General features: G+C 68.8%; 26 protein-coding genes. 15 read left to right on the forward strand and 11 right to left on the reverse strand.

Features of this window, described 5'->3' with window-relative positions; all coding sequences use genetic code 11:
* Positions 1-219: 219 nt before the first annotated feature.
* The 3 genes from ACFC14_RS02480 to ACFC14_RS02490 form a co-directional block, all read right to left on the reverse strand.
* On the reverse strand, positions 220-1,719 hold the full coding sequence (locus ACFC14_RS02480) for an arylsulfatase (protein ID WP_376101064.1): 1,500 nt from the start codon (positions 1,717-1,719) through the stop codon (positions 220-222).
* Between the two features lie 86 nt (positions 1,720-1,805).
* Entirely contained in the window at positions 1,806-2,699 is an 894-nt protein-coding gene (locus ACFC14_RS02485) for a formylglycine-generating enzyme family protein (RefSeq protein WP_376107065.1), read from the reverse strand.
* Positions 2,700-2,783: 84 nt separating this feature from the next.
* Positions 2,784-3,956, reverse strand: coding sequence for an ROK family protein (locus ACFC14_RS02490; protein ID WP_376101065.1), 1,173 nt, complete (start codon positions 3,954-3,956; stop codon positions 2,784-2,786).
* Between the two features lie 108 nt (positions 3,957-4,064).
* Here ACFC14_RS02490 and xylA point away from each other — a divergent pair, with 108 nt between their 5' ends.
* Genes xylA through ACFC14_RS02505 form a run of 3 tightly spaced genes read left to right on the forward strand, consistent with a single transcriptional unit; the run spans position 4,065 to position 6,880 of the window.
* Positions 4,065-5,270: a xylose isomerase gene (xylA, locus tag ACFC14_RS02495; RefSeq protein ID WP_376101066.1), complete on the forward strand. Its 1,206-nt coding sequence runs from the start codon at positions 4,065-4,067 to the stop codon at positions 5,268-5,270.
* Positions 5,271-5,278: 8 nt separating this feature from the next.
* Positions 5,279-6,562, forward strand: coding sequence for a xylulokinase (gene xylB / locus ACFC14_RS02500; protein WP_376101067.1), 1,284 nt, complete (start codon positions 5,279-5,281; stop codon positions 6,560-6,562).
* A 12-nt stretch (positions 6,563-6,574) separates the two neighbouring features.
* The gene (locus ACFC14_RS02505) at positions 6,575-6,880 is read left to right on the forward strand and encodes an NIPSNAP family protein (RefSeq protein ID WP_376101068.1); all 306 of its coding nucleotides are present in this window, start codon (positions 6,575-6,577) and stop codon (positions 6,878-6,880) included.
* On the opposite strand, the gene ACFC14_RS02510 is transcribed toward ACFC14_RS02505, so the two are convergent.
* Positions 6,844-7,398, reverse strand: coding sequence for a MarR family winged helix-turn-helix transcriptional regulator (locus ACFC14_RS02510; RefSeq protein WP_376101069.1), 555 nt, complete (start codon positions 7,396-7,398; stop codon positions 6,844-6,846). The two genes, ACFC14_RS02505 and ACFC14_RS02510, sit on opposite strands and share 37 nt — an antisense overlap.
* A 91-nt stretch (positions 7,399-7,489) precedes the next feature.
* Between ACFC14_RS02510 and ACFC14_RS02515 the strand changes: the two genes are divergently transcribed.
* The 9 genes from ACFC14_RS02515 to ACFC14_RS02555 all read left to right on the forward strand — a co-directional run bounded on the left by ACFC14_RS02515 (position 7,490) and on the right by ACFC14_RS02555 (position 17,648).
* Positions 7,490-8,596 (forward strand): LLM class flavin-dependent oxidoreductase, encoded by a 1,107-nt coding sequence (locus ACFC14_RS02515; protein ID WP_376101070.1) that lies wholly within the window; start codon positions 7,490-7,492, stop codon positions 8,594-8,596.
* A gap of 11 nt (positions 8,597-8,607) precedes the next feature.
* Positions 8,608-9,117, forward strand: a complete 510-nt coding sequence (locus ACFC14_RS02520) for an NADPH-dependent F420 reductase (RefSeq protein WP_376101071.1) — start codon at positions 8,608-8,610, stop codon at positions 9,115-9,117.
* Positions 9,114-9,266 (forward strand): hypothetical protein, encoded by a 153-nt coding sequence (locus ACFC14_RS02525; RefSeq protein ID WP_376101072.1) that lies wholly within the window; start codon positions 9,114-9,116, stop codon positions 9,264-9,266. The genes ACFC14_RS02520 and ACFC14_RS02525 overlap by 4 nt, the downstream gene beginning before the upstream one ends.
* Positions 9,267-9,338: 72 nt before the next feature.
* A complete protein-coding gene (locus ACFC14_RS02530; RefSeq protein WP_376101073.1) occupies positions 9,339-9,896 on the forward strand; it encodes a hypothetical protein in 558 nt (185 codons plus the stop codon).
* Between the two features lie 67 nt (positions 9,897-9,963).
* Entirely contained in the window at positions 9,964-12,891 is a 2,928-nt protein-coding gene (locus ACFC14_RS02535; protein ID WP_376101074.1) for a YhgE/Pip family protein, read from the forward strand.
* Positions 12,888-15,068 carry a YhgE/Pip family protein gene (locus ACFC14_RS02540; protein ID WP_376101075.1) on the forward strand — a complete coding sequence of 727 codons (2,181 nt, stop codon included), beginning with the start codon at positions 12,888-12,890 and terminating at the stop codon, positions 15,066-15,068. The genes ACFC14_RS02535 and ACFC14_RS02540 overlap by 4 nt, the downstream gene beginning before the upstream one ends.
* Positions 15,069-15,097: 29 nt before the next feature.
* Positions 15,098-15,715, forward strand: a complete 618-nt coding sequence (locus ACFC14_RS02545) for a TetR/AcrR family transcriptional regulator (RefSeq protein ID WP_215070173.1) — start codon at positions 15,098-15,100, stop codon at positions 15,713-15,715.
* Positions 15,716-15,754: 39 nt separating this feature from the next.
* Positions 15,755-17,155, forward strand: coding sequence for a threonine/serine exporter ThrE family protein (locus ACFC14_RS02550; protein ID WP_376101076.1), 1,401 nt, complete (start codon positions 15,755-15,757; stop codon positions 17,153-17,155).
* Positions 17,156-17,504: 349 nt separating this feature from the next.
* Entirely contained in the window at positions 17,505-17,648 is a 144-nt protein-coding gene (locus ACFC14_RS02555) for a hypothetical protein (RefSeq protein WP_376101077.1), read from the forward strand.
* Positions 17,649-17,724: 76 nt separating this feature from the next.
* On the opposite strand, the gene ACFC14_RS02560 is transcribed toward ACFC14_RS02555, so the two are convergent.
* The 3 genes from ACFC14_RS02560 to ACFC14_RS02570 form a co-directional block, all read right to left on the reverse strand.
* On the reverse strand, positions 17,725-19,158 hold the full coding sequence (locus ACFC14_RS02560; RefSeq protein ID WP_376101078.1) for a serine/threonine-protein kinase: 1,434 nt from the start codon (positions 19,156-19,158) through the stop codon (positions 17,725-17,727).
* Between the two features lie 162 nt (positions 19,159-19,320).
* A complete protein-coding gene (locus tag ACFC14_RS02565) occupies positions 19,321-19,818 on the reverse strand; it encodes a hypothetical protein (RefSeq protein WP_376101079.1) in 498 nt (165 codons plus the stop codon).
* Complete coding sequence (locus ACFC14_RS02570) at positions 19,818-20,393, reverse strand: multiprotein-bridging factor 1 family protein (RefSeq protein ID WP_376101080.1); 576 nt, start codon at positions 20,391-20,393, stop codon at positions 19,818-19,820. The genes ACFC14_RS02565 and ACFC14_RS02570 overlap by 1 nt, the downstream gene beginning before the upstream one ends.
* 152 nt (positions 20,394-20,545) lie before the next feature.
* Here ACFC14_RS02570 and ACFC14_RS02575 point away from each other — a divergent pair, with 152 nt between their 5' ends.
* A complete protein-coding gene (locus tag ACFC14_RS02575; protein WP_376101081.1) occupies positions 20,546-20,941 on the forward strand; it encodes a hypothetical protein in 396 nt (131 codons plus the stop codon).
* 50 nt (positions 20,942-20,991) lie between these two features.
* Here ACFC14_RS02575 and ACFC14_RS02580 read toward each other — a convergent pair whose 3' ends face one another.
* Entirely contained in the window at positions 20,992-21,864 is an 873-nt protein-coding gene (locus ACFC14_RS02580; RefSeq protein WP_376101082.1) for an SDR family oxidoreductase, read from the reverse strand.
* A gap of 17 nt (positions 21,865-21,881) precedes the next feature.
* Between ACFC14_RS02580 and ACFC14_RS02585 the strand changes: the two genes are divergently transcribed.
* Together ACFC14_RS02585 and ACFC14_RS02590 are read left to right on the forward strand one after the other, a co-directional pair.
* Positions 21,882-22,367, forward strand: coding sequence for a MarR family winged helix-turn-helix transcriptional regulator (locus ACFC14_RS02585; protein ID WP_376101083.1), 486 nt, complete (start codon positions 21,882-21,884; stop codon positions 22,365-22,367).
* A gap of 64 nt (positions 22,368-22,431) precedes the next feature.
* Entirely contained in the window at positions 22,432-22,686 is a 255-nt protein-coding gene (locus ACFC14_RS02590) for an NAD(P)H-binding protein (protein WP_376107068.1), read from the forward strand.
* 37 nt (positions 22,687-22,723) lie between these two features.
* Here ACFC14_RS02590 and ACFC14_RS02595 read toward each other — a convergent pair whose 3' ends face one another.
* From ACFC14_RS02595 to ACFC14_RS02605, 3 genes are read right to left on the reverse strand one after another with little or no spacing between them, the layout of a single operon-like run.
* Positions 22,724-23,359 (reverse strand): cyclodeaminase/cyclohydrolase family protein, encoded by a 636-nt coding sequence (locus tag ACFC14_RS02595; protein WP_376101084.1) that lies wholly within the window; start codon positions 23,357-23,359, stop codon positions 22,724-22,726.
* A 25-nt stretch (positions 23,360-23,384) separates the two neighbouring features.
* A complete protein-coding gene (locus ACFC14_RS02600; protein ID WP_376101085.1) occupies positions 23,385-25,049 on the reverse strand; it encodes an alpha-amylase family protein in 1,665 nt (554 codons plus the stop codon).
* Entirely contained in the window at positions 25,046-26,011 is a 966-nt protein-coding gene (locus tag ACFC14_RS02605) for a TIGR03885 family FMN-dependent LLM class oxidoreductase (RefSeq protein WP_376101086.1), read from the reverse strand. Before ACFC14_RS02605 ends, ACFC14_RS02600 begins: the two co-directional genes overlap by 4 nt.
* Between the last annotated feature and the right edge of the window lie 126 nt (positions 26,012-26,137).

The raw sequence follows: 26,137 nt of genomic DNA on the forward strand, positions 1-26,137 counted from the left end.
CGTCACCGGGAGGTGAACGGTGGAGTGACAGCGATGATGATCTTCTGGCCGAATCCGCGCCGACTCTACGCGCGGAGGGCAGACTCTCCTCACACGACCGACTCCCGAGGCTGTTCTCCCCCTATGCATCAGGGGCCGGTTCGCTCCCCCTCGCAGGGGAGTCGAGGCCCGATCCGGTGACGTAGCCCCACTACCCCGGATCGGGTCGCCCCTCCCCGCTCAGGAACTGCCGACGGTCGAGACCAGCTTCGCCATCACCTGGTTGATCGTGAACGACGCCGATTCCTGCCGCGCCGGGAACTCGGCCAGTGTGCCGAGCATCTTGGCGACGTAGGCCTGCGCCGGCACGAACAGGAACACGTGGTCGAGCACCCAGTCCCAATAGGTGTTCGAGGTGATGTCGGCCCGCTCGTACGGATCGGTGCGCAGGTTGAACAGCTTCGGGAACCGCAGCTCGATGTACGGCTCCTGCCACACCAGCAGGGTTCCCACGGCGCGCTGCTCGAGGAAGACGAGCTTCCAGTTCTCGAAGCGCAGCGCTGTGAGGTCGCCGTCGTCCGAGACGTAGAAGAAGTGTCGACGCGGACTGTGCTCGACGGCGCCCGTGATGTAGTCGAGCTGGTTGTGCCCGTCGAGGTGCACCTTGTACTCGGTGCCGTGCAGCTCGGTGCCCGCCTTCAGCCGCTCGGCCACGTCGTCGTCGCCGACGGCCGCGAGCAGCGTGACGAACCAGTCGTTGTGGCTCACGATGCCGTTGCGCGTCGTGCCCGCGGGAATGTGCCCGGGCCAACGGACCATCGCGGGCACCCGGTAGGCGCCCTCCCAGTTCGAGTTCTTCTCGTTGCGGAACGGGGTCATGCCCGCATCCGGCCAGCTGTTCATGTGCGGGCCGTTGTCGGTGGAGTACATGACGATCGTGTTCTCGGCCAGCCCGAGCTCGTCGAGGAGGTCGAGGAGGCTCCCCACCACGTCGTCGTGGTCGAGCATCGTGTCGTGGTAGTTCGACTGCCACCGCCCGGCGCGCCCCTTGCTCTCTTCTTTGGTGTGCGTGCGGAAGTGCATGTGAGTGGAGTTGAACCAGACGAAGAACGGGGTGTCGTCGGCGGCCTGCGTGCGGATGAAGTCGGCGGCGGCGTCGCGGAATTCCTCGTCGACCGTCTCCATGCGCTTCTTCGTCAGCGGACCGGTGTCTTCGATGCGCTGCGTGCCGTCGGCGTTCGCCCAGGTGTGGAGCACGCCGCGGGGCCGGAACTTCTCGCTGAACCCGGGGTACTCCTCCTCGGTCGGATAGTCCGGGTGCTCCGGCTCCTCCTCTGCGTTGAGGTGGTAGAGGTTGCCGAAGAACTCATCGAATCCGTGGGCGGTCGGCAGGTGCTCGTCGCGGTCGCCGAGGTGGTTCTTGCCGAACTGACCTGTGGCGTAGCCGTGGTGCTTGAGTGCATCGGCGATGGTCGGGTCTTCGGGCTGGAGCCCCAGCTTCGCCCCGGGCATGCCCACCTTGGTGAGTCCGGTGCGGTACGGGTTCTGCCCGGTGATGAACGCCGCGCGTCCCGCGGTGCAACTCTGCTCGCCGTAGTAGTCGGTGAACTTCACGCCCTCGTCGGCGATCCGGTCGATGTTCGGCGTCCGGTAGCCCATGAGACCGTCGGAATACGTGCTGAGGTTGCTGATGCCGATGTCATCGCCCCAGATGATCAGGATGTTGGGCTTCTCAGCCATGGGTGACTCCTTGCTTCAACCGGTGAGACGGGCGGGTGCCCTCGGTCGTAGCCAAGCACTCCCCCGGGCCTGAGCCCAGGGGCGGGTCACTCGGAGCGGGTGAGGCGGAATCCGATGTGCGACATGCCGGTGTCCTCAGCCTGCGGCGAGCGCGCGGCGGGCCGGAAGCGCAGGCAGTAGTCCGGGGAGCAGAGGTGCGACCCGCCCTTGAGGACGCGCCGGGGAATGTCGGGGAAGCCGTCCTGCGCGCTGGCCGCGGCGAGCAGGTTCGTCCGCTTGCCCGCATCGACCGGGGTGTCCGAGAGCCGCAGGTGACGCGGCGTGTAGAAGTCGGTCGTCCACTCCCAGACGTTGGCGATCATGTCGTAGAGGCCGTAGCCGTTGGGCGGGTAGGAGCCGACGGGCGCCGTGCCGCCGACACCCTGATTGTCGTAGGGGAAGCGTCCGAGCCAGGAGTTCGCCTGCGCGACCCCGTCGGGGTAGGCCTCGTCGCCCCAGGCGAATGCCGCGCCGTCCAGTCCCCCACGCGCTGCGTACTCGTGTTCGGCCTCGGTGGGCAGCCGCATCCCCACCCAGTCGGCGTAGGCGACGGCATCCTCGAACGCGACGTGGACGACCGGATGCTGCAGCCGATCGTCGATCGACGAGTCAGGGCCGAACGGCTTGCGCCAGAACGCCCCGGGCTGCCAGCGCCACCAGTTTCGCCAGTCACCCAGATTCGTCGGACCGGCAGTCGGGGTGAACACCATCGCTCCCGGGACGAGATCGGCGGGATCGGCACCCGCGAAGGCCGCAGGATCGAGCGGACGCTCGGCGACCGTGACGTACCCGGTCGCGTCGACGAACTCGGCGTACTGCTCGTTCGTGACCTGGTACCGGTCGATGAAGAACGACGCGACCTCGCGCTGGTGCGCCGGCCGCTCATCGGGATAGAAGTCGTCGGACCCCATCAGGAACGTGCCGCCGGGGATGTGGACCATGTCGCGCGAGTTCGTCACGAGACTCAGCGTAGTGTCCGGCCGCATCGGGGGGACCGGGAGTATTCCGGCCGGTGGACCCTGCGCTCAGCGGGACGCGTCGAACGTCCGGGTGCTCCCCCACAGCGGACGGAACGCCAGCTCGGCCGCACCGACGAGCAGCCGATCGGAGCCGAGTTCGGCGGCGCGGATCGCGACAGCGGCGGCACTCTCGGGCATCGCCAGTCGCGAGACCTCGTCGACCAGCCGGTCGTGCGCTCCCTCGTCGACCAGCGCCAGGAAGCCCCCGAGGATCACGAGAGCCGGATTGAGCACGTTGACCGCGTTCGCCAGCGCGCTTCCGAGGATCTTCGCCTGCCTGACGAGTTCCGCCTGCACCTCGGGCGCCTCGGCAGCGGCGAGGGCTGCGGCGAGCTCGTCGTCGTCGGCGTCGTCGAGCTCGAGGAGGTCGAGCAGGTGCCGGCGATTCACCTCGTCTTCGAGCACGCCGTCATCGGTGCGACGGTCGGCGCCGTCGATGCCGGGCCGGTTGTGCCCGAACTCTCCCGCGTAGCCGCTCGCGCCGGTGGCGGCCAGACCGTGGATCACGAGCCCACCGCCGATGCCGGAGGCGCCGCCGTTGAGGTACACGAGCTCGTCGATGCCGCGCCCGGCGCCGAAGAGGTGCTCGGCGAGCGCACCGAGGGTCGCGTCGTTGTCGACGGCGGTACGGATGCCCGTCGCGTCCTGGATCATCGCGGCCAGCGGCTCGTCGATCCAGCCGAGGTGCGGGGCGTTGCGCACCACGCCATCGGCCGAGCGCACGAGCCCCGGCACCGCGACGCCGATGCCGATCACGGCGCAGTCGGCGAGGGCATCCGTCCGCCAGCCGTCGACACGCTCGGCGACGAGTGCGGCGACATCGGCCGTGGTCGGTGGGGCGGTGTTGACGATGCGCTCGCGCACGCGGATGCTGCGGTCGAGGGCGACGGCGGCGATCTCGACCGCGTCGACCTCGGGGTGCACGCTGATCGCGACGACGTCGGCGGAGGGTGCGACCACGGGAGACGGCCGACCCGCCCGCGCCGAGGATTCCGGCGGCCGCTCATCGACGAGGCCGGCGCCCACGAGCTCGGCAACCAGCGCGGCGATGGTCGAGCGGTTGAGACCCGTCGCCTCGGTCAGGGCCGAGCGAGAACGGGGGCCCTCGTGATGGACGATCGAGAGGATCCACGCCAGGTTCGCTTCGCGGGAGCGCGGGGCAGCGGATTCAGGGGGCACGTTCCCACTTTAGGGGTGCGGATGCCTGCTGTCATCGGTTATGTTGTGAAGCACAACTTATTGCGTCCGTGCATCCCGTGCGCCCGCAGCATTCGCAGAGGAGCGATCATGCCCAACCCCACCCGCGACGACAAGTTCTCCTTCGGGCTCTGGACCGTCGGCTACAACGGCACCGACCCGTTCGGCGGCCCGACCCGTCCGGCGCTCGACGTCGTCCACGCGGTCGAGAAGCTCGCCGAGCTCGGCGCCTACGGCCTCACCTTCCACGACGACGACCTCTTCGCGTTCGGATCGACGGATGCCGAGCGCCAGACCCAGATCGACCGCCTCAAGGGCGCACTCGCCGACACCGGTCTGATCGTGCCGATGGTCACCACCAACCTCTTCAGCGCGCCCGTCTTCAAGGACGGCGGCTTCACCTCGAACGACCGCCAGGTGCGCCGCTTCGCGCTGCGCAAGGTGTTCCGCCAGCTCGACCTCGGTGCCGAGCTCGGCGCCAAGACCTTCGTGATGTGGGGCGGCCGCGAGGGTGCGGAATACGACTCCGCCAAGGATGTGCGTGCGGCTCTGGAGCGCTACCGCGAGGCCGTGAACCTGCTCGGCGACTACGTGACCGACAAGGGCTACGACATCCGCTTCGCGATCGAGCCGAAGCCCAACGAGCCCCGCGGCGACATCCTGCTGCCCACGCTCGGCCACGCGATCGCGTTCATCGACTCGCTCGAACGCCCCGAGCTCGTGGGCGTGAACCCCGAGGTCGGGCATGAGCAGATGGCTGGGCTCAACTTCACGGCCGGCATCGCCCAGGCGCTGTTCCACGGCAAGCTCTTCCACATCGACCTCAACGGCCAACGCGGCATCAAGTACGACCAGGACCTGGTGTTCGGCCACGGCGACCTGCACAACGCGTTCTCGCTCGTCGACCTGCTCGAGAACGGCGGCCCTTCGACAGGCTCAGGGACCACCGCGATTCCCGCCTACGACGGCCCCCGCCACTTCGACTACAAGCCCTCGCGCACCGAGGACGAGGCGGGCGTCTGGGCATCCGCCGCGGCCAACATGCGCACGTACCTGCTGCTGAAGGAGCGCGCCGCGGCCTTCCGCGCCGACCCCGAGGTGCAGGAGGCCCTGGCCGCCGCGAAGGTCGCCGAACTCTCCACCCCGACGCTGAACGAGGGCGAGTCGTACGACGACTTCCTCGCCGACCGCTCCGCCTACGAGGACTTCGACGCGAACGCATACCTCGGCGGCAAGGGCTTCGGCTTCGTGCGCCTGCAGCAGCTCGCCACCGAGCACCTGCTCGGCGCGCGCTGAGTCCGGCGATGGCACTCGTCCTCGGGGTCGACTCCTCGACCCAGTCCTGCAAGGTCGTCGTCGTCGACTCCGAGACGGGTGCCGTCGTGCGCTCCGGTCGCGCCCCGCACCCGGATGGCTCCTCGGTCGATCCCGAGGCGTGGTGGGTCCCTCTTCAGGCAGCGATCGCGGAAGCGGGAGGCCTCGACGACGTCGCAGCCTGGGCGATCGGCGGGCAGCAGCACGGCCTGGTCGCCCTCGACACCCAGGGCCGCGTCATCCGCGACGCCCTGCTGTGGAACGACACCCGTTCCGCACAGGCGGCGGAAGACCTGATCGGCGAGTTCGGGGCCGCAGCCCTCGCCGACCGTACCGGGCTCGTGCCGGTCGCCTCGTTCACGATCACGAAGCTGCGCTGGCTGCGCGACCACGAGCCCGAGAACGCGGCTCGTGTCGCCGCCGTCGCCCTGCCGCACGACTGGCTGACCTGGCGGCTGCGCGGATTCGGCCCCGAGCGTCCCGACTTCGACGAGCTGGTGACCGACCGGTCGGACGCCTCGGGCACCGGTTATTGGAACCCGGCCACGGGCGAGTACGACCGCGAGCTGCTCATCGCCGCCCTCGGCCATGACGCGGCGCTGCCCCGAGTGCTCGGGCCGCGCGAATCCGTGATGGATGCCGCAGGGCGTCGCGTCGCCCCTGGTGCAGGAGACAACGCCGCCGTGGCGCTGGGCCTCGGCGCGCGGACGGGCGACGTGGTCGTCTCGATCGGCACCTCGGGCACGATCTTCGCCGTGACCGACCGAGCGGTCGCGGAGCCGACCGGCATCGTCGCGGGGTTCGCGGATGCCGACGGCGGCTACCTGCCGCTGGTCTGCACGCTCAACGCCGCCCGCGTGCTCGATGTGATCGCGCGTCTCCTCGGAGTGGACCACGACGGGTTGAGCGTGCTGGCCCTGACCGCGGAGCCGGGCGCGGGCGGAGTCGAGCTCGTCCCATACTTCGAGGGCGAGCGCTCCCCCAACCTGCCCGACGCCACCGCAAGCCTGAACGCCATGACGCTCGCCTCGACCACCCGCGAGAACCTCGCCAGGGCCGCGGTCGAGGGCATGCTCGGCGGGCTCCGCTTCGGGCTCCACGCGCTGCGAGAGCTCGGCATCCCGCTCGAACGTGTGCTGCTCGTGGGCGGCGGCGCGCAGTCGCAGGCCGTGCGCGAGATCGCCCCACTGGTCTTCGGACTCCCGGTCGAGGTTCCGGAGCCCGCCGAGTATGTCGCCGTCGGCATGGCGCGTCAGGCGGCCTCGGTGCTCTGACAGGATCGGGGCATGATCACCGTTCACCTGCGCTACGAGATCGACCCCGACAAGCTCGACGACTTCACCGAGTACGGTCGCACCTGGATCCGACTCGTGGCCAAGCACGGCGGCACGCACCACGGCTACTTCCTGCCGAGCGAGGGCGACAGCGACGAGGCGTTCGCGCTGTTCACCTTCCCCTCGCTCGCGGAGTACGAGGGCTACCGGACCGCGTCGAAGACCGATCCGGAGTGCGTCGAGGCATTCGACTTCGCGCGGCGGACGCAGTGCATCCGCCGCTACGAGCGTCGCTTCCTGAGCCCCGTCTTCGAGTGAGGTGAGCTCGGGTCGCCATCACGCGAAGCCCCGTCGCCCCCGCTGCCGATGGCGTCGAGCCCGAGGTGCCGCTGCAGCGCGGCGGTGATGCCGTCGACCTGCGCGAGCTGTTCGGGTGTGAGCGCATCGACGAACAGGGAGCGGATGGCGTGCAGATGCGGCACGTTCGCCGCCCGGAACGCGTCGGCTCCGGTCTCGGTGAGAAGAACGTCGACGCCGTGCACGCCGTCGGCGCACGGGACGCGTCGGACCAGCCCACGCTTCTCCATCCGCCCGAGGTGGTGTGACAGCCGACTGCGCTCCCAGTCGATGAGGGCCGCGAGTTCGGACGAGCGGGCCGTGCGTCCGTCGGCCTCGCTCAGCGCGAGCAGCACCTGGTAGTCGCCGGAGGAGAGCGCCGACTCGCTCTGCAGCTGCGCCGCAAGACGGGCACGCAACGTCTCATTCGTCTCGACGAAGCCCCGCCAGATGCGCAGCTGCTCGGGTGTCGGCGTGCGGCGTCGTCGTTCTTCGGTCATGGCGCCTTCCGGGAATTGATACGTCAATCATACGGTTGCATGGAGTTGACACGTCAATCCGGAGAGACCGGTGCCGTGGAGAAGGGTCGTGATGGACATGACGGAACTCGAGTTCGGGCTGAACTCCTTCGGCGAGGTGGCGACGGACGGCGGCCGCATCCTGTCGGACGGCGAGACGCTGCGGCTGCTCGTCGAAGAGGCGCAGCTCGCCGAGTCGGTGGGCCTCGACGTGTTCAGCATCGGCGAGCACTACCGCGAGGGGCACATGGACTCCGCGACCCCCGTGCTGCTAGCCGCCGCTGCGCAGGCCACGTCGACGATCGGGCTCGGCTCGTCGGTCACGGTGCTCTCGACGCAGGACCCGGTGCGTCTGTACCAGGAGTTCGCGACCGTCGACGGACTCTCGAGCGGACGCGCCCAGCTCATCCTCGGACGGGCGTCGGCGATCGAGTCGTTCCCCCTCTTCGGATACGACATCGCCGAGTACGAGCGGATCTTCGAGGAGAAGCTCGACCTGTTCCTGCGCCTGATGCGCGAGGAGCGCGTCACCTGGAGCGGCTCCTACCGCAGCCCGCTCGAGAACGTGCGACTGCAGCCGCGTATGCCGGAGGGCGGCATCCCGGCGTGGATCGGGATCGGCGGCAGCCCGGACTCCGTCATCCGCGCCGCCGAGAACGGACTACCTCTGATGATGGCGATCATCGGCGGACGCCCCGAACGTTTCGCCGGCCACGCGCGCCTGTACCTGCGTGCACTGGAACAGTTCGGGCGGGCGGAGCTGCCGATCGGGCAGCACTCGCTCGGCCTCATCGCCGACACCGACGACGAGGCGAAGAACGTGCACTGGAAGCACTGGGAGCCGGTCGTGACGCAGATGAGCAAGGAGCGCGGCTTCTACGCACCCACGCTCGAGCGCTACGAGGAGGAGGTCGACACCGGCGCGCTGTACGTCGGCTCCCCCGAGACCGTCGCGCACAAGCTCGCGGCCGCCGTGCGGAGCAATCACCTGTCCCGGTTCGACCTGAAGTACGACATCATGCATCTGCCGAAGGACGTGCGCGAGCACAGCATCCGCCTCTTCGGAGAGAAGGTCGCCCCGCGCGTGCGCGAGCTGCTCGCCGACGACCCGGGAGAGGGCGCGTTCGGCGACCCCGGCGTGGCCCGGATCACGAAAGACGGCAAGGCCGTCCACGCGTGAGGGGGATCGACATGAACGACACCATCACGACCATCGGCATCCTCGGCGCGGGCAAGGTGGGCACCACGATCGCCCGCCTCGCCCTCGCCGCGGGATACCGCGTGCTCATCGCCGGCTCGGGCGCTCCGGAGCGGATCGCGCTCACCATCGACGTCTTCGCACCGGGCGCGACCGCGGTGACGGCTGAAGAGGCGGCAGGCGAGGCGGATGCCGTCATCCTGGCTCTTCCGCTCGGCAAGTACCGGACGCTCCCGGTCGAACAGCTGCGCGGGACGTTGGTGCTCGACGCCATGAACTACTGGTGGGAGACCGACGGCATCCGTGACGATCTGAGCGATCCGCGCACCTCGACCAGCGAGCTCGTGCGGGAGTTCCTGCCGCAGTCACGGGTCGTGAAGGCGCTGAATCACATGGGCTATCACGACCTCGAAGACGAGTCCCGACCGGCAGGAGCAGCCGGCGCAAGGCGATCGCCGTCGCGGGTGACGAACCTGGCGACCTCGCCCGCGTCGCGGAGGTGATAGACAGGCTCGGCTTCGACGCCGTGATCATCGACACCCTGGCGGCCGGAGCGGTGCTCCAACCCGGGAACCCGGCGTTCGGAGCCGACGTCACCGCCGCGGAACTGCGCGGACTGATCGGAGTCGCCTCGCCGATCGCGCCGCGATGAGCGACGGACGGCCGGGCGCGGCCACGACGCGGGCTAGGCTCCCAGAAGCCGTCGACGACCATGGAGGCACCGATGCCCATTCCCCCCAGGCTGCGCGCGAGCGCACTCGTCCTCGCCGGGATCCTGGCCTGCGCCGGCTGCTCCGCGGCGAGCGTCCCCAGCGCGCCGGCGGCCGTCGGCGACGGGTTCCCCGGCACCTGCCTCCCCGCGGAGGTCTCCTGGCCCTCCGACTTCCTCGAATCCCTGCCCGGGGAGTCCGAGGCGATCGGCGGCACCGTCGTGGGCCTGCGCCTCGAGTGGGTCGACGACGACTTCGCGTGGCGACTGCGCAGCGCCGACACCCGTGAGGACGGATTCGGCGAGCGCGTCGACGACCCGAGCTTCGGCCGGGAGTCGCTGGTCGACGTCCGCACCCTGGAGGTCCTCTCGACCGGCGAGACGGAGCTCACCGAGGCGGAGCAACAGCTGAACGGCAGCAGCGCCTACAGCGCGGCCCAGCTCTCGGGTGAGCAGTACCCGAGTCCGCTCATCGTCGAGATGGCGCGGGTGATGGACGACGGCTCGCCCGTGTGGCAGCTCACGATGTGCGACACCGCCACCAACGAGTTGACGGTCACGACCCTGAACTGACGCGCACCCGTCCGGAGCATTCAGCTAACTTGCACGCTCGTGTGCACGTATTGTGTAAACTCGTCCTGTGAAACAGAGCTGGCGGGTCTACAAGCGCGACGTCAAGAGACTCTCCCGCGTGCCCAAAGCCTGGATCATCATCATCGGGGTGCTCATCACCCCGGCCCTGTACGCGTGGTTCAACATCAACGCCTTCTGGGACCCCTACGCCAACACCGCGAACATCCGCGTCGCGGTGGTCGATCTCGACGAGGGCGCCACCTCCGACCTCACCGGTCACGTCGACATCGGCGAGCAGGTGACCGCGCAGCTCGAGGACGACGACCAGCTCGGCTGGACATTCATGGGCGAGGACGAAGCTCAGGAGGCCGTGAAGAAGGGCGACGTCTACGCCGCCATCGTCATCCCGGCACAGTTCAGCGAAGACCTGCTCAGCATCACCAGCGGCGACTTCACCCAGCCGGCGCTGGAGTACTACGTCAATGAGAAGGCCGGGGCGATCGCGCCCAAGATCACCGACGTCGGCGCCTCCGAACTCGACAAGCAGGTCACCACCGCCTTCAAGGAGCAGGTGGCTCTCGCCGCGACGAACGCCCTCAAAGACGTCGGCGACTCCACCGAGCTGCGACTGCTGAACGCCAGGGACAACACCCTCAACGCGTTCGACCAGGCGGCGCAGACCATCTCGTCGGCGCGGGAGAACCTCGCCGAGACGCAGGACGGCCTCACCTCGTCGCGCGGCACGCTCGCCTCTGCACGGAGCACGCTCGGCGACGTCGACAAGACGCTCGGCGACGTGCAGAAGTCGCTCGCCCAGACGCAATCGATCATCGCCGAGACGCAGAAGGAGGTGATCGCCTTCACCGACAGCGCCACCACCGCGTTCCTCCAGGGCACCACGCTGCTCGCCGATGCATCGTCGAAGGCGAACGTCTCGATCACCCGTCTCACCCAGAGCCTCGAGCAGGCGGGTGTGCGCATCGACGCCGGGATCGACGACGTCTCGAACGTGCTCGAGGCGAACGAAGCGGCCGCAGCGCGTCTGCAGACCCTCGTGGACAGCACCGACCTCAGCGAAGAGACGAAGCAGCAGCTCACCGAGGTCATCGCCTCGCTGCAGCAGCGCAACGCCACCGACCAGCAGCTGCTCGCAGACCTGAAGGACCTCAAGGCCAGCGCGTCCGACACCGTGGGCTCCGTTCAGGCGACGGCCGACGCGGTCGACAAGGCGATGCAGGACACCAGGGATGCGTCGTCGGCGATGCGCGACATCCTCACCCGCACCGTCCCCTCGCTGAACAGCGCCATGTCGCAGCTGTCGTCGAGCGTCGGATCGCTCTCGGCGGCACTGGATGCGCAGAAGGGCGTGCTCGCCGAGGCCGATCAGCTGCTGGCCGGGTTGGACTCCCAGCTCGTGGCCACCTCGTCGGCACTGGAGAGTTTCGACGGCGACCTCGCCGGCATCGAGCAGGGCCTGCAGACCTCGCGCACCGACGTCGTCGCCCTCAACGCCGCATCCGAATGGGGTCTGCTGGGCACGCTGACCGACTTGGAGCCCGAGCAGATCGCCCAGTTCATCTCCTCCCCCGTCGAGGTCGACGAGCACCTGGTGTTCCCCGTCGACACCTACGGGTCGGCGATGGCCGCACTCTTCACGAACCTGTCGCTGTGGATCGGCGCCTTCGTGCTCATGGTGATCTTCCGCGTCGAGGTCGACACCGAGGGCGTCGAGGGGGTCACCGTGCGCGAGGCCTACTTCGGCCGCTTCTTCCTCTTCGCGACGCTCGCCGTCGGCCAGGCGCTGATCGTGTGCACCGGAAACCTCATCATCGGCGTGCAGACCGTCAGCGCTGCCGCCTTCGTCGGCACCGGAGTGCTCCTCGCCCTCGCGTACGTGAGCATCATCTACGCCCTCTGCGTCGCGTTCGGCCACGTCGGCCGCGGCCTGTGCATCCTGCTCGTGATCATGCAGATCCCCGGAGCATCCGGCCTGTACCCGATCGAGCTGATGCCCGGATTCTTCCGGGCGATCTATCCGCTCCTCCCGTTCTCGTACGGCATCGACGCCATGCGCGAGACGATCGGAGGGTTCTACGACGGCCACTACTGGCGTTACTTGGGCGCCCTCGCCGTGTTCGTCGTTCTGGCGTTCCTCATCGGGCTCGTGCTCCGCCGCCGGCTCGCGAACTTCACCCTGCTCTTCAACCGGCAGGTGCTCGCGACCGACCTCCTGATCGGCGAGAAGGTGCAGGTCGTTGGCAGCGGGTACCGGCTCACCGACGTGATCCGCGCGCTCTCGAACCGCCGCGAGTACCGCGAAGACCTCGCTCGACGCGCCGAGCCGTTCACCCGCCGCTACCCGACCCTGTTGAAGGCGACGGTGCTCACGGGGGTCGCCGGGCTCGTCGTGCTCGGGGTCATCACCTGGGCGCTCCCCGGATCGAAGGCGCTGCTGTTGGGCCTGTGGACGCTCTGGATCCTGCTCGTCATCGGATTCCTCGTGGCCATCGAGTACATCAAGCACAGCTTCGAGAACGGCGCGGAGGTCGCCTCTCTCGACGACGCCGAGCTGCGTGAGCTCGCCCTCGTCGGGCCCGCCGGCCGCGACGCGGTCATGCCCGCCTCAGCGGACGCGTCGCTCGACACGGTCGGGCACGCACCGGTCGCCACGACCGCGGCCGAGACGGCCGAGACGCCCGAGGCGCCGGATGTGCCGGGTGCTCCGGCCGCCGGCGCGGAGGCCGATGCCCTGCTCACCGAGTGGTTCGAGCCGGAGCCGGCCACGCAGCCATACCCGGAGACGACGACGGAGGCGGAAGTGGAGCCCCGCATCGGACCGGACGCCGAGCAGACCGCCGACGAGCAGGATGCCGAGCAGGACATCGCGCAGACCACCGCTCACAACACCGCCGAGCAGACCGAAGAAGCACTCGCGGACGAAGACGAGCGCACGACCGACGAACACCGGAGCGCAGAAGGAGAGGACCGCGCATGAGGGACATCCTGCACCTGACGGCGCGCGACGTGCGGCACGCGACCCAGAACGTGATGGCGTGCATCGTCCTGTTCGGACTCGTCGTCATCCCGTCGCTGTTCACCTGGTTCAACGTCATCGCCAGCTGGGATCCGTTCGCGAACACGAAGGACCTGAAGATCGCGGTCGCGAGCACCGACGCCGGATACGAGAGCGACCTCGTGCCGATCCGCGTGAACGTCGGCGAACAGGTCCTCTCCCAGCTTCGCGGGAACGACCAGCTCGACTGGGTCATCACCGATGAGCACGACGCGGTCGACGGGACGAAGTCGGGCGAGTACTACGCCGCCATCGTGCTGCCCGAGACGTTCAGCGCCGACATGCTGACGTTCTACGCCGACGGCGGCGACCGCACGCACATCGCGCTCTACACGAACGAGAAGAAGAACGCCCTGGCGCCGAAGATCACCGGGCAGGGGGCGGAAGGGGTCTCGTCCGCGATCAGCAGCACCTTCGCCGAGACGCTCGGCGACGTGGCTCTCGGCCTCGTCTCGTCGATGTCGGACTATCTCACCGATGAGGACACGCAGGCCGCACTCACCCGCATCGAGGCGCGCCTCGGGAGCGTGGGAGATCAGCTGCGGTCCGGAGCGCACACGGCCGACACCTTCACTGCTCTGCTGGAGGCCAGTCGGCCGCTGCTCGACAGCGCCTCCGGCCTGGTCGGCTCGGCCGGTGACGCATTCACCGACACCTCCGGCGCGCTCGGCAACGGGGTGGACGCCGCGGGCACACTGAAGTCGACCCTGCAGACGGCATCGCAGTCCCTGGCGGATGCACTCGCGGCGACGTCGAGCAGCTACGACGCCGTCGGCCAGCGCATCGACGAGCTGTACGCCGGCGCCGACTCGCTCAGCGGCAGTCAGGTGCAGGCGATCACCACTCTCGCCGAGCGCGTGCAGCAGCAGATCGATCAGTACTCCGCGGTCAAGAACACCCTGGAGACCGAGATCGGACCGAACCTTCCCGAATCCGCGCAGCCCGACTTCGACGCCGTGATCAGCCGGCTCGACGAGGCCATCGCCCGGCAGCAGGCACTGCAGGAGCGCCTCCAGACCGCGGCGACCGAGATCGCGGCCGGCAACGACTCGGCGCAGAGCTCGCACCAGGAGATCACCGCCGCCGTCGCCGCAGCGAAGAAGGCGATCAACGACGCACGGAGCACGTACGACAACGGGCTGAAAGCCCAGCTGAACTCCCTCGCGTCGACCCTCACGCAGATCGGCTCCGACGTGTCGGCGATCCGCTCCGACCTCTCCGGCATCACGTCCGGTCTCTCCGGAGCATCCGATTCCGTGCAGTCGACCCTGTCGCGCGCGCAGGAGGCCACCACGCAACTGTCGGCGTCGCTGAACACGCTGGCCGACCGGTTCGACACCGTGCAGCAGGCGATGACGAAGGCCGCGGACACCGGCGATCTCAGCGAGCTGATGGGCGCCGATCCCGGCGTGCTCGCCACCTCTCTCGCCGAACCCGTACGCGTGGACCGCACCGCGGTGTTCCCGGTGGCCGGTTTCGGCGCGGCCATGGCACCGCTGTACATGATCCTGGCCCTGTGGGTGGGTGCACTGCTGATGACCGTGACGATCCGCGTCGACGTGAACGCCGAGACGCTCCCCGATCGCCCAGAACTCACCCCGACGCAGAAGTACCTCGGCCGCTACGGCATCTTCGGCCTGGTCGGGCTCGCACAGAGCACGCTACTGACCCTCGGGCTGATCCTCTTCGTGCAGGTCGAACCCGCGCATCCGCTCCTGCTGATCCTGGCGGGGTGGGCGATCTCGACCGTGTTCACGCTCATCGTCTACACGGCGGTGGTCGCGTTCGGCAACGCGGGCAAGGCCCTCTCGGTGCTGTTGCTGGTGATCCAGATCTCGGGGTCGGGCGGCGCGTACCCGCTGCAGCTGCTCCCCGACTGGTTCCAGAGCATCAGCCCGTTCCTCCCCGCGACGTATGCGGTGAACATGGTGAGATCGGCGATCGCCGGCGTCTACCAGGGCGACTTCTGGTGGTCGCTGGGCGCGCTCGCACTGTTCATCATCCCCGCGCTGCTCCTCGGGCTCGTGCTCCGGCGCCCCCTGATGACGTACAACCGCAAGCTCGTCGACGCACTCGCATCGACCAAGTTGATGTCGTGACTCCTGTGTCTGCGCGAAAGGACCCCGAAGTGACCGCACCGAATCCCCGACGTCGTCGCGATGCGCTCGCCAACCGCGAGGCCCTGCTGCGCGCGGCGCAGTCCGTGCTCGCGACCAACCCGACGGCGTCGCTCGACGTGATCGCACAGGCCGCCGGCCTCACGCGGCGGTCCGTCTACGGCCACTTCGCCGACCGCGACAGCCTCCTGCGCGAGGTGATCGCGGTCGGCGCGCAGCGGTTCAACGCGATCGCCGAGGCCACCGACGAATCCGACCCGCGCGTCACGCTGGCGCGGATGGCGACGCGACTGTGGCGGGAGGCCTCGGCCGTGCGCGCGTCGGCCAACATCGCCCTCGATGATGCGCATCTGACCGACACCGTGCTCGCCCTGGCACCGCTGCGCCGAAGAATCCGCGACCTGACGAGGGCCGGAGTGGAATCCGGGGCGTTCCGTGGAGACATGCCGGCCGAGCTGCTCGCCTTCCTCATCGAGGAGACGGCGCGGGCGACCCTGCGCGAGCTGCGGCTCACCACGACCGATGCCGACTCGACGGTCGTGCGCGTGGTGCTGAGCATCGTGGGCCTCTCGTGGACGGAGCAGGCCGAGCTCATCGGCGCGCACCCCGAGATCTTCGCGCAGGACTGAGACCGCGGCGGACGGCCCGCGTCCGGGAGAATGGACGACATGTCCGCGACACCCCGCCGGCCGCTGCTCTCCTCCGTGCGCCGCCTGCTGCACACCGATCCCTCCACGGTCGCGCACACGGAGGTCCTGCCCGTCATCGACGAACGCACGGTGCCCCGAGTGCTCGACCTCGCGACGCGCATCGGCGAGTCGATGTTCGCGGTCGGCGCTTCCGCCCATGAGGTGACCCTCGCGATCACCCGGGTCTGCGACGCGTACGGGATGAAGGGCGTGCAGGTCGACGTCACCTACAACTCGATCACGGTGTCGTTCCACCTGAGCGGCGAGGTCTGGCCCGAGACCCTGGTGCGCGTCGTACGGGTCACCGCCCCCGATCACGCCAAGCTGCAGCGCGTGCAGGCACTCGTGGCCGACATCGACGACGGGCTCGACCTCGAATCCGCGCGCACGGCGTTCCGGGCGATTCGACGGGTTCCGTTCCGCTATCAGCAGCCGGTCGTCATCGTCGCGCGCGCCCTGCTCGCGGTCGGTGTCAGCATCATGCTCGGCGCCTCCCCGATCATCGTCGGTCTCACGTTCGTCGCCGCACTGTGCGCGGCACTCACCCAGGCGGGTCTCGCACGGCTGCGGGTGCCGCTGTTCTTCAGCCAGATCGCCGGAGGGTTCGTGACCACCGTCGTGGCAGTGGTGGTCTCGGCGCTGGGTTCGGCGGGTGTAGAGCCGTTCGTCGGCATCCGGCCTTCCATCATCGTGGCCTCGGGCATCGTGCTGATGCTGGCCGGGCTCACCGTGGTCGGTGCGGCGCAGGACGCGATCGACGGCTTCGCGCTCACCGCCGGCGGGCGCATCCTCGATCTCACGATGCAGACCCTCGGCGTGGTGATCGGCATCCTCGTCGGCCTGGAGCTCGGGAGCGTCCTGGGGTTCACCATGGACCTCCCCGACGACCCCGCGCCGTTCGGCCCGATCCTGAACCAGTTCACCGGCGCGATCATCATCGCGATCGCCGTGGCGGTGTTCAACGGCGCCGGCATCCGCATCATCCTGGTGAGCGCTCTGCTCAGCGCGGTGACTCTCGCGGGCTACTCGGCTTCGGTCGCGCTGAACCTGCACCCGGCTGCGGCGAGCGCGGTCGGTGCTCTGCTCGCGAGCTTCCTCGGGATGCTGATCGCGCGCAACCTGCACGTGCCCTCCGTCGCCGTGACGACCGCGGCCATCGTCCCCCTCGTTCCCGGTGTCGCCGTGTTCCAGGGCCTGTTGGAGATGGTGCACGCCACCGGAACCTCCACGGGGATGCTGGTCGCCGGCGGATCGCTCATCGACGCCGCAGTGATCGGCATCGGGCTGGCATCGGGCGCCTCGCTCGGCCTATACCTGGGAACCCCGGTGCGGGCGACTCTCGCGAGCGTCGCGAAGACCCGCGCGCGGGTGCGGCGCTGACCGCACCCTCCCTCGCACCCCTTCCCCCTCTCACCTCCGTCGCTCACCTCCGCCGAGTGCACGGCTTCTCGCCGAATACACGGGGTATCCGCGTCGACAGGCCGTGCACTCGTGGGCAGGCCGTGCACTCGTGGGCAGGCCGTGCACTCGGCGAGCCACCGGCAGCAGAGATGTTCACGATGCCCGATCCCGCACCTGCCTCCGCTGGCCACCGACTGAGCTCGACGGCGGACGAGCCGCCGGCGCCCGGGATTGTCCGGCCCGGTGCACGGGTCTGTCAATGGGCACGCGTGCACGGGCCGGCGGGGCGAGACTGATCGTCCCGCCCCTCAGCCGAACGGAGCCTCCCATGTCAGACCCGCAGACGAACCCCGATGACGCTCCCCTCGTCGACGCCGTGGGCATCGACCCGGACATGCCGTCCACCGATGACAGCGAAGACGAAGAGGTGGACGAGGACGACGACGACCTCGACGTCGCCGACCTCCCCTGACGTCTCATCCACGATGGGCCCCTCCTCCTGAGGCGGGGCCCATCGTCTCGCGGGAACAGTCCCTCGGGCGGCAGACCTATCCGTCTCCCCGCTTCTCCGCCTCCTTCTGAACCTTCTCCGCCTGCTTCCTGGCTTCTTCCTCGACCTTCTGCTGCGCCTTCTCCGCCTCTTCGGCCGCTTTCTCTGCAGCTTTCTCGGCCGCCTTCTGCTCGTCCTCCGACTGCTCGTCGTCCGGTTCGCCGACATCGGGCTCGGTGTCCTCGACCGGCACGACGGGCACGGCGGGTTGCTCGGGAGCGTTCACGGGTGTCGTCGACGGTTCCGGCGTCGGCGCGGGAGTCTGCTCGGTGTCCACGGTGTCGGTCACGTCCGGATCGACGGCGTTGAGTCCCGAGAGCCACACTCCGGTCAGCACGGATGCCGCGACCGCCGCCGCGGCCACCGCACCGCCGATGATCCCCCGGCGACGCCCCCGGGCTCTGCGTTCCGCCTGACCGCGCGGGCGCACGGCTCCGGCGGGAAGGAGGAGAGTCGGGGTGGTCGCCGACGGTGACGCCGTGCCCGTCGCGGCCATCGCCATGCCCGCCCCTGCCGCGCCCGCGACCGCCACTCCCGCGGCCACCGCTGCCGGGACGGGGGGACGAGGCGGGACGGCAGGTCGGGGAGGCGCGATCGGCGACATCGCGAGGTCCGACGACACAGCGAAGATCTCCGCGGCACGAGGTCGGTCGGCGGGATCCGCCGCCAGCATCCGGGCCAGGAGGGCAGACCACTCGTCTCCCAGCGACGCCGGTACCTCCGGCGTCTCGATGAGTCTGGCCATCGCGGCGCCGATGCCCTCGGCCTCCGGGAAGGCGCGCGTGCCGGTGAGGGCCTCGAGCAGCACCAGTCCCAGCGAATAGATGTCGGCGGGCGGAGCGGGAGGCTCGCCTCGCAGCTGCTCCGGTGCGAGATACGCCGCGGTTCCGATCACGAGTCCGGGGGTCGTGAGCCGTGCCGCATCGACGAGGACGGAGATGCCGAAATCCGCGAGCTTTGCCCCGGACCGACTGCCGGGGAGCGGAGTCCGCGACATCAACACGTTCGACGGCTTGATGTCGCGATGCACGATGCCCGCGCTGTGCACGACGTGCAGCGCCTCGGCCAGATCGGCGGCGAGCCGGGCGACCTCCGACGGTGACAGTGGGCCCTGGGCGATGCGGGCGGACAGCGTCGGCCCGTCGACGAACTCCATCACCAGGTATTCGGCGCGCCCGGGAACGAGCAGGGCGTCGTAGAGCGTGACCAGGCCGGGGTGGTTGAGGGAAGCGAGGACCGTCATCTCACTGCGCGCACGACCGGACGACTGTGCGTCGTCCATCTCATCGCGCAGCATCTTGATCGCGACCGTGCGACCGAGGAGGACGTCGTCCGCGCGATACACGCGCGCCATCCCACCCTGCCCGACGCACTCGTGCAGTTGATAGCGCCCATCGAGCAGCGCTTCAGTAGGAAGCGAGTCATCGGTCATCGTCGAATCCTCCTGACGCCCGTCGGGTATCGGGCGGCGAACGCCCACGATACGGTCTCGGCCCGCTCGAGGCCCGGGCCTTGACACGCGCCGGAACCATCCCCGCCTCTGCAACTCGCGGGAAGAGACCCGATCAGGAGCCGACGCGGCAGCACCCTGACGTCAGATGACGATCGCGCCGGGGGACGGCACTCGCATCGGCAGTCCGCCGTCAAGAATCCGCTGGACCATGGCCACCGCGCGATCGGTGAGCCCGTCACCGGGGTAGAAGTCTCCGTAGAGCTCCTCTGCCTCCTCCACCTCCGCGATTCCGCAGAGGGCGAGAAGCTGACGAATGTCGTCCACATCGCGTCCCGGCCGGTTGGCCCGGAGTTTCATCGCGAGGAGCGCCTCCTTCGAAGCGACTTGGATGACGACACCTGCTCGGTCGTAGATCGTCTCCCATTCCACTGGTGAGGCCGCTGCGAGAACGGCGTCATCGCTTCCTGGCTGGACGTGAAGAGAGTCGAGGTCGCCGGTGGTGCGCCTGTCAAAGTTTCTGATGGCGAGCGCGGCACCGCCGACGAGACGGATTCCGGCAGTTTCACCGGCTGCGTGAAGCTCCCCGACGAGCTCCCGAAGCCCGGAGAGGATGTCGTCGCGACCCAGGGCGTCGGCCATCAGACGCTCGCGAGCGTGTCGCGCCAGACGAGGACGCCGCGTTGGAAGAACTCAACTGGTACATCCACGGGTGCCGGGGTCGGGTCTGCAGGATCGACATCGAGGGTACGCGGCACCGCGAGGCGTCGTTTCGGGGCGTCAACCCATGCGGGCGCGGGAATCCCTTCTTCCCTGAGACGGAGATCCACGAGGGCTGCGAGGGCAGCATCCCAGGCACGGTCGCCGGTCGGCTCCGGCTCAGCGAGGCCGAGAATGCCACGAACGAGTCCATGCTCGGCGACCAGGTTGTCGTTCAGTTGGATGAGTTCACGGAGAGCGCTGTACTTGTCGCCGACCCGAAGATAACCGCGGATCGTCGCGGCGATGGTCGCCGCGTCATCCCGCCGTGTGGGCGCGGAATACAGCCGGTGGCCGGCGCCACCGAGAAACCGTTCGATGGTGCTGAACTCGGCCTCGCGACCGCCTTCCACCCGGGAGACTCTGCCCTGGTCGACGTTGGCTCGTTGCGCAAGATCACGCTGGGTGAGGCCGCGACTCTTTCTGGCGGCACGCACGAGTACTGATGCGTTGGTCATATTGCCACCCTTCAAGAAAATGTCTTTAGAGACATATTACACTCGCGGGTCATCGCCGAGCGGCGCAGAGTGCATCTCTCCAGCACGGGTACTGGAGAGATCGGAGGCCGCACTCCCCCGGTACTCTCGTTCTCAGGAGAACGGAGCCGGCCATGAACGCTGCCGATGCGGTGGGAACCATCGCCGAGATCCTCTCGTGGATCGGCCTCGGGATCGGTCTCCCCCTCCTGCTCATCGTCCTGCTGGTGAAAGTGCACGATGGTCGCTGGGTGCCACAAGAGGTGTTCATCCTCGAGGAGGACGGTCGATCACGGGCCCGCTGGTTCACCGCCGGGGACTTCTGGGAGCGCCCGCTCCGGGCGGACGAATCCGGTCACTGGCAGGGACGGGAAGAGGTCGACGCGTTCGTCAGCGAGCACCATCCGAACCTGATGCGCTTCGAACCCCGCCGCCCCCTTCTCCATGCCGTTCACGTGCTCGGGATCACCCTCGCCAGTGTGGGTGCGGCGGCGGTCGTGCTCTCGATCATCCTGCTGTTCGTCGGGTAGCCGCGTGCTCGCGCTCCCACGGCCGAGCTCCCGACCGACGGTGCATCGCGTCAGCGATCCCAGGCGGCGCGCTCCCGCTGGGCGAATTCGCGGAACCGGGTCGCCGGTCGACCGGTGAGCCTGCGGACGGCACGGTTCGGGAGCGCGGAGATGTTGAATCGCACCACGCGGTAGATCATGCGCTGCACCGCCACATAGTCAGCCGGCGCACCCTCCGCGGTCAGACGCGCGAGGTACTCCGCCTCACTGGGCCGCGCATAGCGGATCGTCCTCCCGAGCACGTCGCTGAGGATCCTCGCGACGTTGCGGTAGGTGAGAGCCTGCTCCCCGTTCAGGGTGTACTTCTTGCCGAGGTGCCCCGGCGCAGTGAGGACGGCAGCGGCCACGGCACCGATGTCGTCCGCATCGATGAACGCCGTGAACGCACGGCCGGCCGGCAGATAGATCTCATCTCGATCGCGGATGTCGTCGCGGTAGGTCGTGGAGAGGTTCTGCATGAAGAAGTTCGGCCGCAGGAAGGTGAACGGGGCACCGACCGCCTCCAGGCGCTTCTCGACCCGGTAGTGCGGCACCCCCTTGTTGTGCTCGACACCCTGAAGGGAAAGGAAGACGATCTGGCGGAGCTTCCGCTGCATGGCCGCGTCGATCAGGGGGAAGAGGTATGTCTCCACATCGTCGATGGGAGGCGGGCGTAGGAGGAAGAGCCGGTCGCAGCCGTCGAGTGCGGCGCTCATCGCCCCGGTGTCCGAGCTGAATTCGAAGACGCGGGCTTCGGCGCCTGCCGGTAACCGCGCCACATCGGCGGAGGTGCGGACGCCCGCGATCACCCGTTCGCCGCGCTCCAGCAAGCGAGCGACGACGGCGGACCCGACGGATCCTGTTGCACCGGTGACGAACACTGCGGGCCGGTCATCCACTGACATACCTGTATGATACATGCATGAAGGATGTCCTGACCAGTCTGGACGCAGCGCTGATGGAGATGCGGCGATTGTGGTCGCCGACGACCTCGGGGCGTCCCGCCCAAGGAGCAGCACCGGGCGTCGACCTGTCCACCGTTCTCGTCGTCCATGTGGTCGGAGAAGCCGCAAACGGTCTCGCCATCGCGGAGGTCGCCGACCGGCTCGGAATCGCCGCAGCGACGGCGAGCCGACTCAGCGACCGCGCGGTCGCCGGCGGGTACCTCCGAAAGATGTCAGCCGAGCGTGACGCTCGCCGACGCACCCTCACGCTCAGCGATGCGGGCCTCGAGCTCCGCGACGAATCCGCGGCGTTCCGACGGGCCTACCTGGCCCGTGTGCTCGCCGGGTGGACAGCTGACGAGATCGAGGCGTTCGAACGATTACTGACTCGATTCGCAGCCGCTGTCGTCGAGAACCCGCCCCAGCCCACACCACTCCACCTGACGGAAGGACAGCACCGATGAAGATCGCCGTGCTCGGCGGTACCGGCCGCACCGGAAGCGCGGCCGCGACAAGATCATCTCCTGGCTGCTCAACACCCTCGGCGGCGAACTCGCGAAGGACAAGGTCGCGGAGCACTCCGCCTGGAAGAGGAGCCGACTGGACTGGACGCTCGTACGGGTACCGCGTCTGATCGACGGCCCGCCGACCGAGGTCGATCACGATGCTCACGTATCCGGTCGCCGCACCACCCTTCGGCGCAGCAACCTCGCCCGGTTCATCGCCGATGCCGTGGCCCAGGGCGACTACCCCCGAGAGGCGCCGTTCGTCAGCGACCGGTGACCCGCCCGGAGCGGTCCTCTCGGGCTCCGGGCCCGCCTCAATCCAGGCGCGACGAGAGCTCATCGGCCAGCTGCGCGACACCCCGCCCGGCGGCGGAGAGACGATCGACGTTCGGACCGAGGTCGGCCAGCCGCGATGCAGGAGCGTGATGATCTCGAGCGAGCTTCAGGTTCGAGCGAAGATTCAGAGACGCGCCGGACAGTCCGGCTCGGAGCGCTTCGACGGCGACCGCGAGGTCCACGGCGAGAGATGGGTTGCCGATCACGGCGAGCAGCCGCGCCTCGGTGAGAAGCGTCAGCCCGATCGTGCCGAGCTTCGCGACCGATTCCGCAGCTTCGATCGCGGCCACTCCGACGCGGTGATCGCGATCGGGGTCGTCTGCGGGCAGGGCCAACGCGGCTCCGAAGCGCGCCGACACGATGCCGTCCTCCTCGACGGCCTGCAGCGCCTCGCTCCGCCGACGGGCCAGCCTGTCAGCGCATTCCTCGGCGTCAGCGCTGTCTGAGGTGTAGCCCGCCACCATGCCCATCAGCGACGCCGCGATACCGAGCATCACTCCGGATGCCGCGCCGCCGCCCGGGGAGCCGGTGGGGCGGCCGAGAGCGTCCAGCCATGAGTCCAGGGGACGGTCGACCGGGACGTCTGCGGGGTCGCGCACTCGATCATCCGACATGGTGTCCCTCCCGCCGTCTCGTCCGTCAGATCACTCGTCCGTCGCCGGGCCGTGAGACCCGAAGCCACCGATACCCGTAGGCAGGTACTTCGAGCTCGGCCGTGCCGCCGGGGCCGAGTGGCAGATGCGACGGCTCGAGGAGGTCGAGGAGGGTCGCCCCGTCGGGTTCGTCGGTCAGCGAGAAGGTCGTCGTCACCGGCACCTCGGCGAAGTTGTGCACGGCGATGACACGACCGACGTCAGCGGCGAGGGAGTGGACCAGAAGAGACTCGGCGGGCTGATCGATCACCTCGAGCGTGCCCCACCCCAGCTCCGGCGAGATGCGGTAGCGCGAGGTGAGGGCACGGATGAAGGACAGCAGCGACCCGCTGTCCTCGAGCTGGTCGGCGACGTTGACGTGCTCCGGCGCGTAGCCGTCCGCGGGCGGCCGGCTGACGAGCCTCCGCGGTGCGGCATCCGAGAATCCTCCGTTGCGGTCGGTGGACCACTGCATCGGGGTGCGCACGGATTCACGGCCGGCGATCTCGATGTTCTCGCCCATGCCGATCTCCTCGCCGTAGAACAGCACGGGAGTGCCGGGCAACGTGAAGAGCAGGCTGTACGCCATGCGGATCCGGCGCGGATCGCCCTCGAACATGGGCGGGAGACGGCGTGTGATCCCTCGCCCGAACACGCGCTGCCGTTCGTCGGGAGCGAAGGCCTCGAAGACCTCCTGCCGTTCGGCGTCGCTGAGCTTGTCGAGGGTCAGCTCGTCGTGATTGCGCAGGAAGTTCGCCCACTGCACCTCCGATCCGAGTGCGGGGCGGGCACGCAGCGCGGCGATCAGCGGGGCAGGATCCTTGCGGGCGAACGACAGGTACAGCGCCTGCATCCCCGCGAAGTCGAACTGCATGGTGAGCTCGTCGCCCTCATCGCCCCCGAAGTACTTCAGCTGCTCCTCGTACGGCAGGTTCACCTCTCCGAGCAGGATGGCCTCGCTCGACCGACGCTGCAGGAAGCGACGGATGTCGCGCAGCAGGTCGTGCGGCTCGGGGATATCGGCCCCCTTCGGGATCTCCAGCAGGAACGGCACCGCATCGACCCGGAAACCGGAGATGCCCAGCTGCAGCCAGAATCCGATGATCTTCGCGATCTCGTCGCGCACGCGCGGGTTCGCGATGTTGAGGTCGGGCTGGTGTTCATAGAAGCTGTGCTGATACCACTGGCCGGATTTCTCGTCTTTGCCCCAGATGCCGTTCGCCTGCCCGGGGAACACGGCGTTCTTCTGCCCTTTCGGAGGCGGGTCGCTGCGCCACACGTAGTAGTCCCGGTACGGCGATTCGACGCTGCGCTTGGCGGCGAGGAACCAGGGATGCCGGTCGGATGTGTGGTTGATCACCAGGTCGACGATCACCCGCATCCCGCGGTCGCGTGCGGTGCGGATCACCTCGACGAGGTCGCCGTGGGTGCCGAGGCGGCGGTCGACTCCGTAGAAGTCGCTGACGTCGTAGCCGTCGTCGCGATCCGGCGTCGGGTAGAACGGCATCAGCCAGAGGCAGGTCACACCCAGTTGTGAGAGGTAGTCGATCCGCCGCGCGAGCCCCTGCAGGTCGCCGACGCCGTCGCCGTCGGAGTCGAGGAAGGTCTCGACATCGAGGCAGTAGACCACGGCTGTCTTCCACCACAGGTCGCTGGTGTCGGTGATCTTCACAGTCGCTCCTTCAGGTCGGGGATCAGTTCGGATGCCGCGACCTCGAGGAAACGCGACTGGTCGGTGCCGACGTGGTGCAGATACACGCGGTCGAAGCCGATCCCCGCCAGGTCGGCGATGCGGCCGGCCAGCGACGAGGCGTCGTGGTCGCTCAGGACCGACTTCCGCAGCCCCTGCTCGTCGAGCCCCGCCACGGCGGCCTCGAAGTCCTCCGGCTGCTCGAGATCCCAGGTGACCGGGGGCGAGAGCAGGCCGTTCTTCCACTCCTCGCGGGCGATCGCGAACGCGGCGTCGTCACTCTGAGCCAGGCTGAGATGCACCTGCAGGATGCAGGGGCCCGTGCCGCCCGCGTCGCGGTAACTCCGCACGACGCGGTGCAGGGCCGCCGGGTCCTGGATGACCGTCGCGAGGCCATCCGCCCACGATGCCGCCCAGGCGGCGGTCTCGGCGCTCACCGCTGTTGCGAACAGCGGCGGGGGCTCTGCCGGCCGGCTCCAGACCCTGGCTCGATGCACGCGCACGAGGCCGTCGTGGTCGACCTCTTCGCCGTCCATCAGACGCCGGATCACGTCGACGCTCTCCCGCAGGCGCTCGTTGCGGACGGGTTTGGGCGGCCATCCTTCTCCGGTCACGTGCTCGTTGACGGCTTCGCCGCTTCCCATCGCCGCCCAGAATCGCCCGGGGAACATCTCCTCCAGCGTCGCGAACGCCTGCGCGATCATCACCGGGTGGTATCGCTGCCCCGGCGCGTTGACCATGCCGATCGAGAAGCGGGTGCGCGCGAGCGCGGCCGCGATCCAGCTCAGCGCGAACCCGGACTCGCCCTGGCCCGGAGTCCACGGCGCGAGGTGGTCGGAGCACATCGCCCCGTCGAACCCCGCGCCCTCGGCACCGATCACGGCGTCGAGGAGCGCGCTCGGTGCGATCTGCTCGTGCGAGGCGTGGAATCCGATGAACACCATGCGCCGAGTCTTCCAACGAACGAGGAGGCCCGATAGTGGTGGACACCTGGCGACCGGCCTGCGAAAATGCCCGCGCTTCTTCGCCTTCGGGTACAGATGCAGGACGGTTTCACGGTTGCAGGACGA

Origin of the sequence: Microbacterium sp. NPDC055988 (assembly GCF_042269505.1) — a bacterium.
In the GTDB taxonomy this organism is placed as follows: domain Bacteria; phylum Actinomycetota; class Actinomycetes; order Actinomycetales; family Microbacteriaceae; genus Microbacterium.

Coding starts and splice junctions, on each gene's coding strand:
- ACFC14_RS02530 (WP_376101073.1), top strand. CDS start 9,339: ATGCCCATTCCCCCCAGGCTGCGCGCGAGCGCACTCGTCCTCGCCGGG.
- ACFC14_RS02515 (WP_376101070.1), top strand. CDS start 7,490: ATGGACATGACGGAACTCGAGTTCGGGCTGAACTCCTTCGGCGAGGTG.
- xylA (WP_376101066.1), top strand. CDS start 4,065: ATGCCCAACCCCACCCGCGACGACAAGTTCTCCTTCGGGCTCTGGACC.
- ACFC14_RS02605 (WP_376101086.1), bottom strand. CDS start 26,011: ATGGTGTTCATCGGATTCCACGCCTCGCACGAGCAGATCGCACCGAGC.
- ACFC14_RS02585 (WP_376101083.1), top strand. CDS start 21,882: ATGAAGGATGTCCTGACCAGTCTGGACGCAGCGCTGATGGAGATGCGG.
- ACFC14_RS02505 (WP_376101068.1), top strand. CDS start 6,575: ATGATCACCGTTCACCTGCGCTACGAGATCGACCCCGACAAGCTCGAC.
- ACFC14_RS02580 (WP_376101082.1), bottom strand. CDS start 21,864: ATGTCAGTGGATGACCGGCCCGCAGTGTTCGTCACCGGTGCAACAGGA.
- xylB (WP_376101067.1), top strand. CDS start 5,279: ATGGCACTCGTCCTCGGGGTCGACTCCTCGACCCAGTCCTGCAAGGTC.
- ACFC14_RS02550 (WP_376101076.1), top strand. CDS start 15,755: ATGTCCGCGACACCCCGCCGGCCGCTGCTCTCCTCCGTGCGCCGCCTG.
- ACFC14_RS02560 (WP_376101078.1), bottom strand. CDS start 19,158: ATGACCGATGACTCGCTTCCTACTGAAGCGCTGCTCGATGGGCGCTAT.
- ACFC14_RS02565 (WP_376101079.1), bottom strand. CDS start 19,818: ATGGCCGACGCCCTGGGTCGCGACGACATCCTCTCCGGGCTTCGGGAG.
- ACFC14_RS02595 (WP_376101084.1), bottom strand. CDS start 23,359: ATGTCGGATGATCGAGTGCGCGACCCCGCAGACGTCCCGGTCGACCGT.
- ACFC14_RS02520 (WP_376101071.1), top strand. CDS start 8,608: ATGAACGACACCATCACGACCATCGGCATCCTCGGCGCGGGCAAGGTG.
- ACFC14_RS02480 (WP_376101064.1), bottom strand. CDS start 1,719: ATGGCTGAGAAGCCCAACATCCTGATCATCTGGGGCGATGACATCGGC.
- ACFC14_RS02510 (WP_376101069.1), bottom strand. CDS start 7,398: ATGACCGAAGAACGACGACGCCGCACGCCGACACCCGAGCAGCTGCGC.
- ACFC14_RS02575 (WP_376101081.1), top strand. CDS start 20,546: ATGAACGCTGCCGATGCGGTGGGAACCATCGCCGAGATCCTCTCGTGG.
- ACFC14_RS02555 (WP_376101077.1), top strand. CDS start 17,505: ATGTCAGACCCGCAGACGAACCCCGATGACGCTCCCCTCGTCGACGCC.
- ACFC14_RS02485 (WP_376107065.1), bottom strand. CDS start 2,699: ATGGTCCACATCCCCGGCGGCACGTTCCTGATGGGGTCCGACGACTTC.
- ACFC14_RS02570 (WP_376101080.1), bottom strand. CDS start 20,393: ATGACCAACGCATCAGTACTCGTGCGTGCCGCCAGAAAGAGTCGCGGC.
- ACFC14_RS02540 (WP_376101075.1), top strand. CDS start 12,888: ATGAGGGACATCCTGCACCTGACGGCGCGCGACGTGCGGCACGCGACC.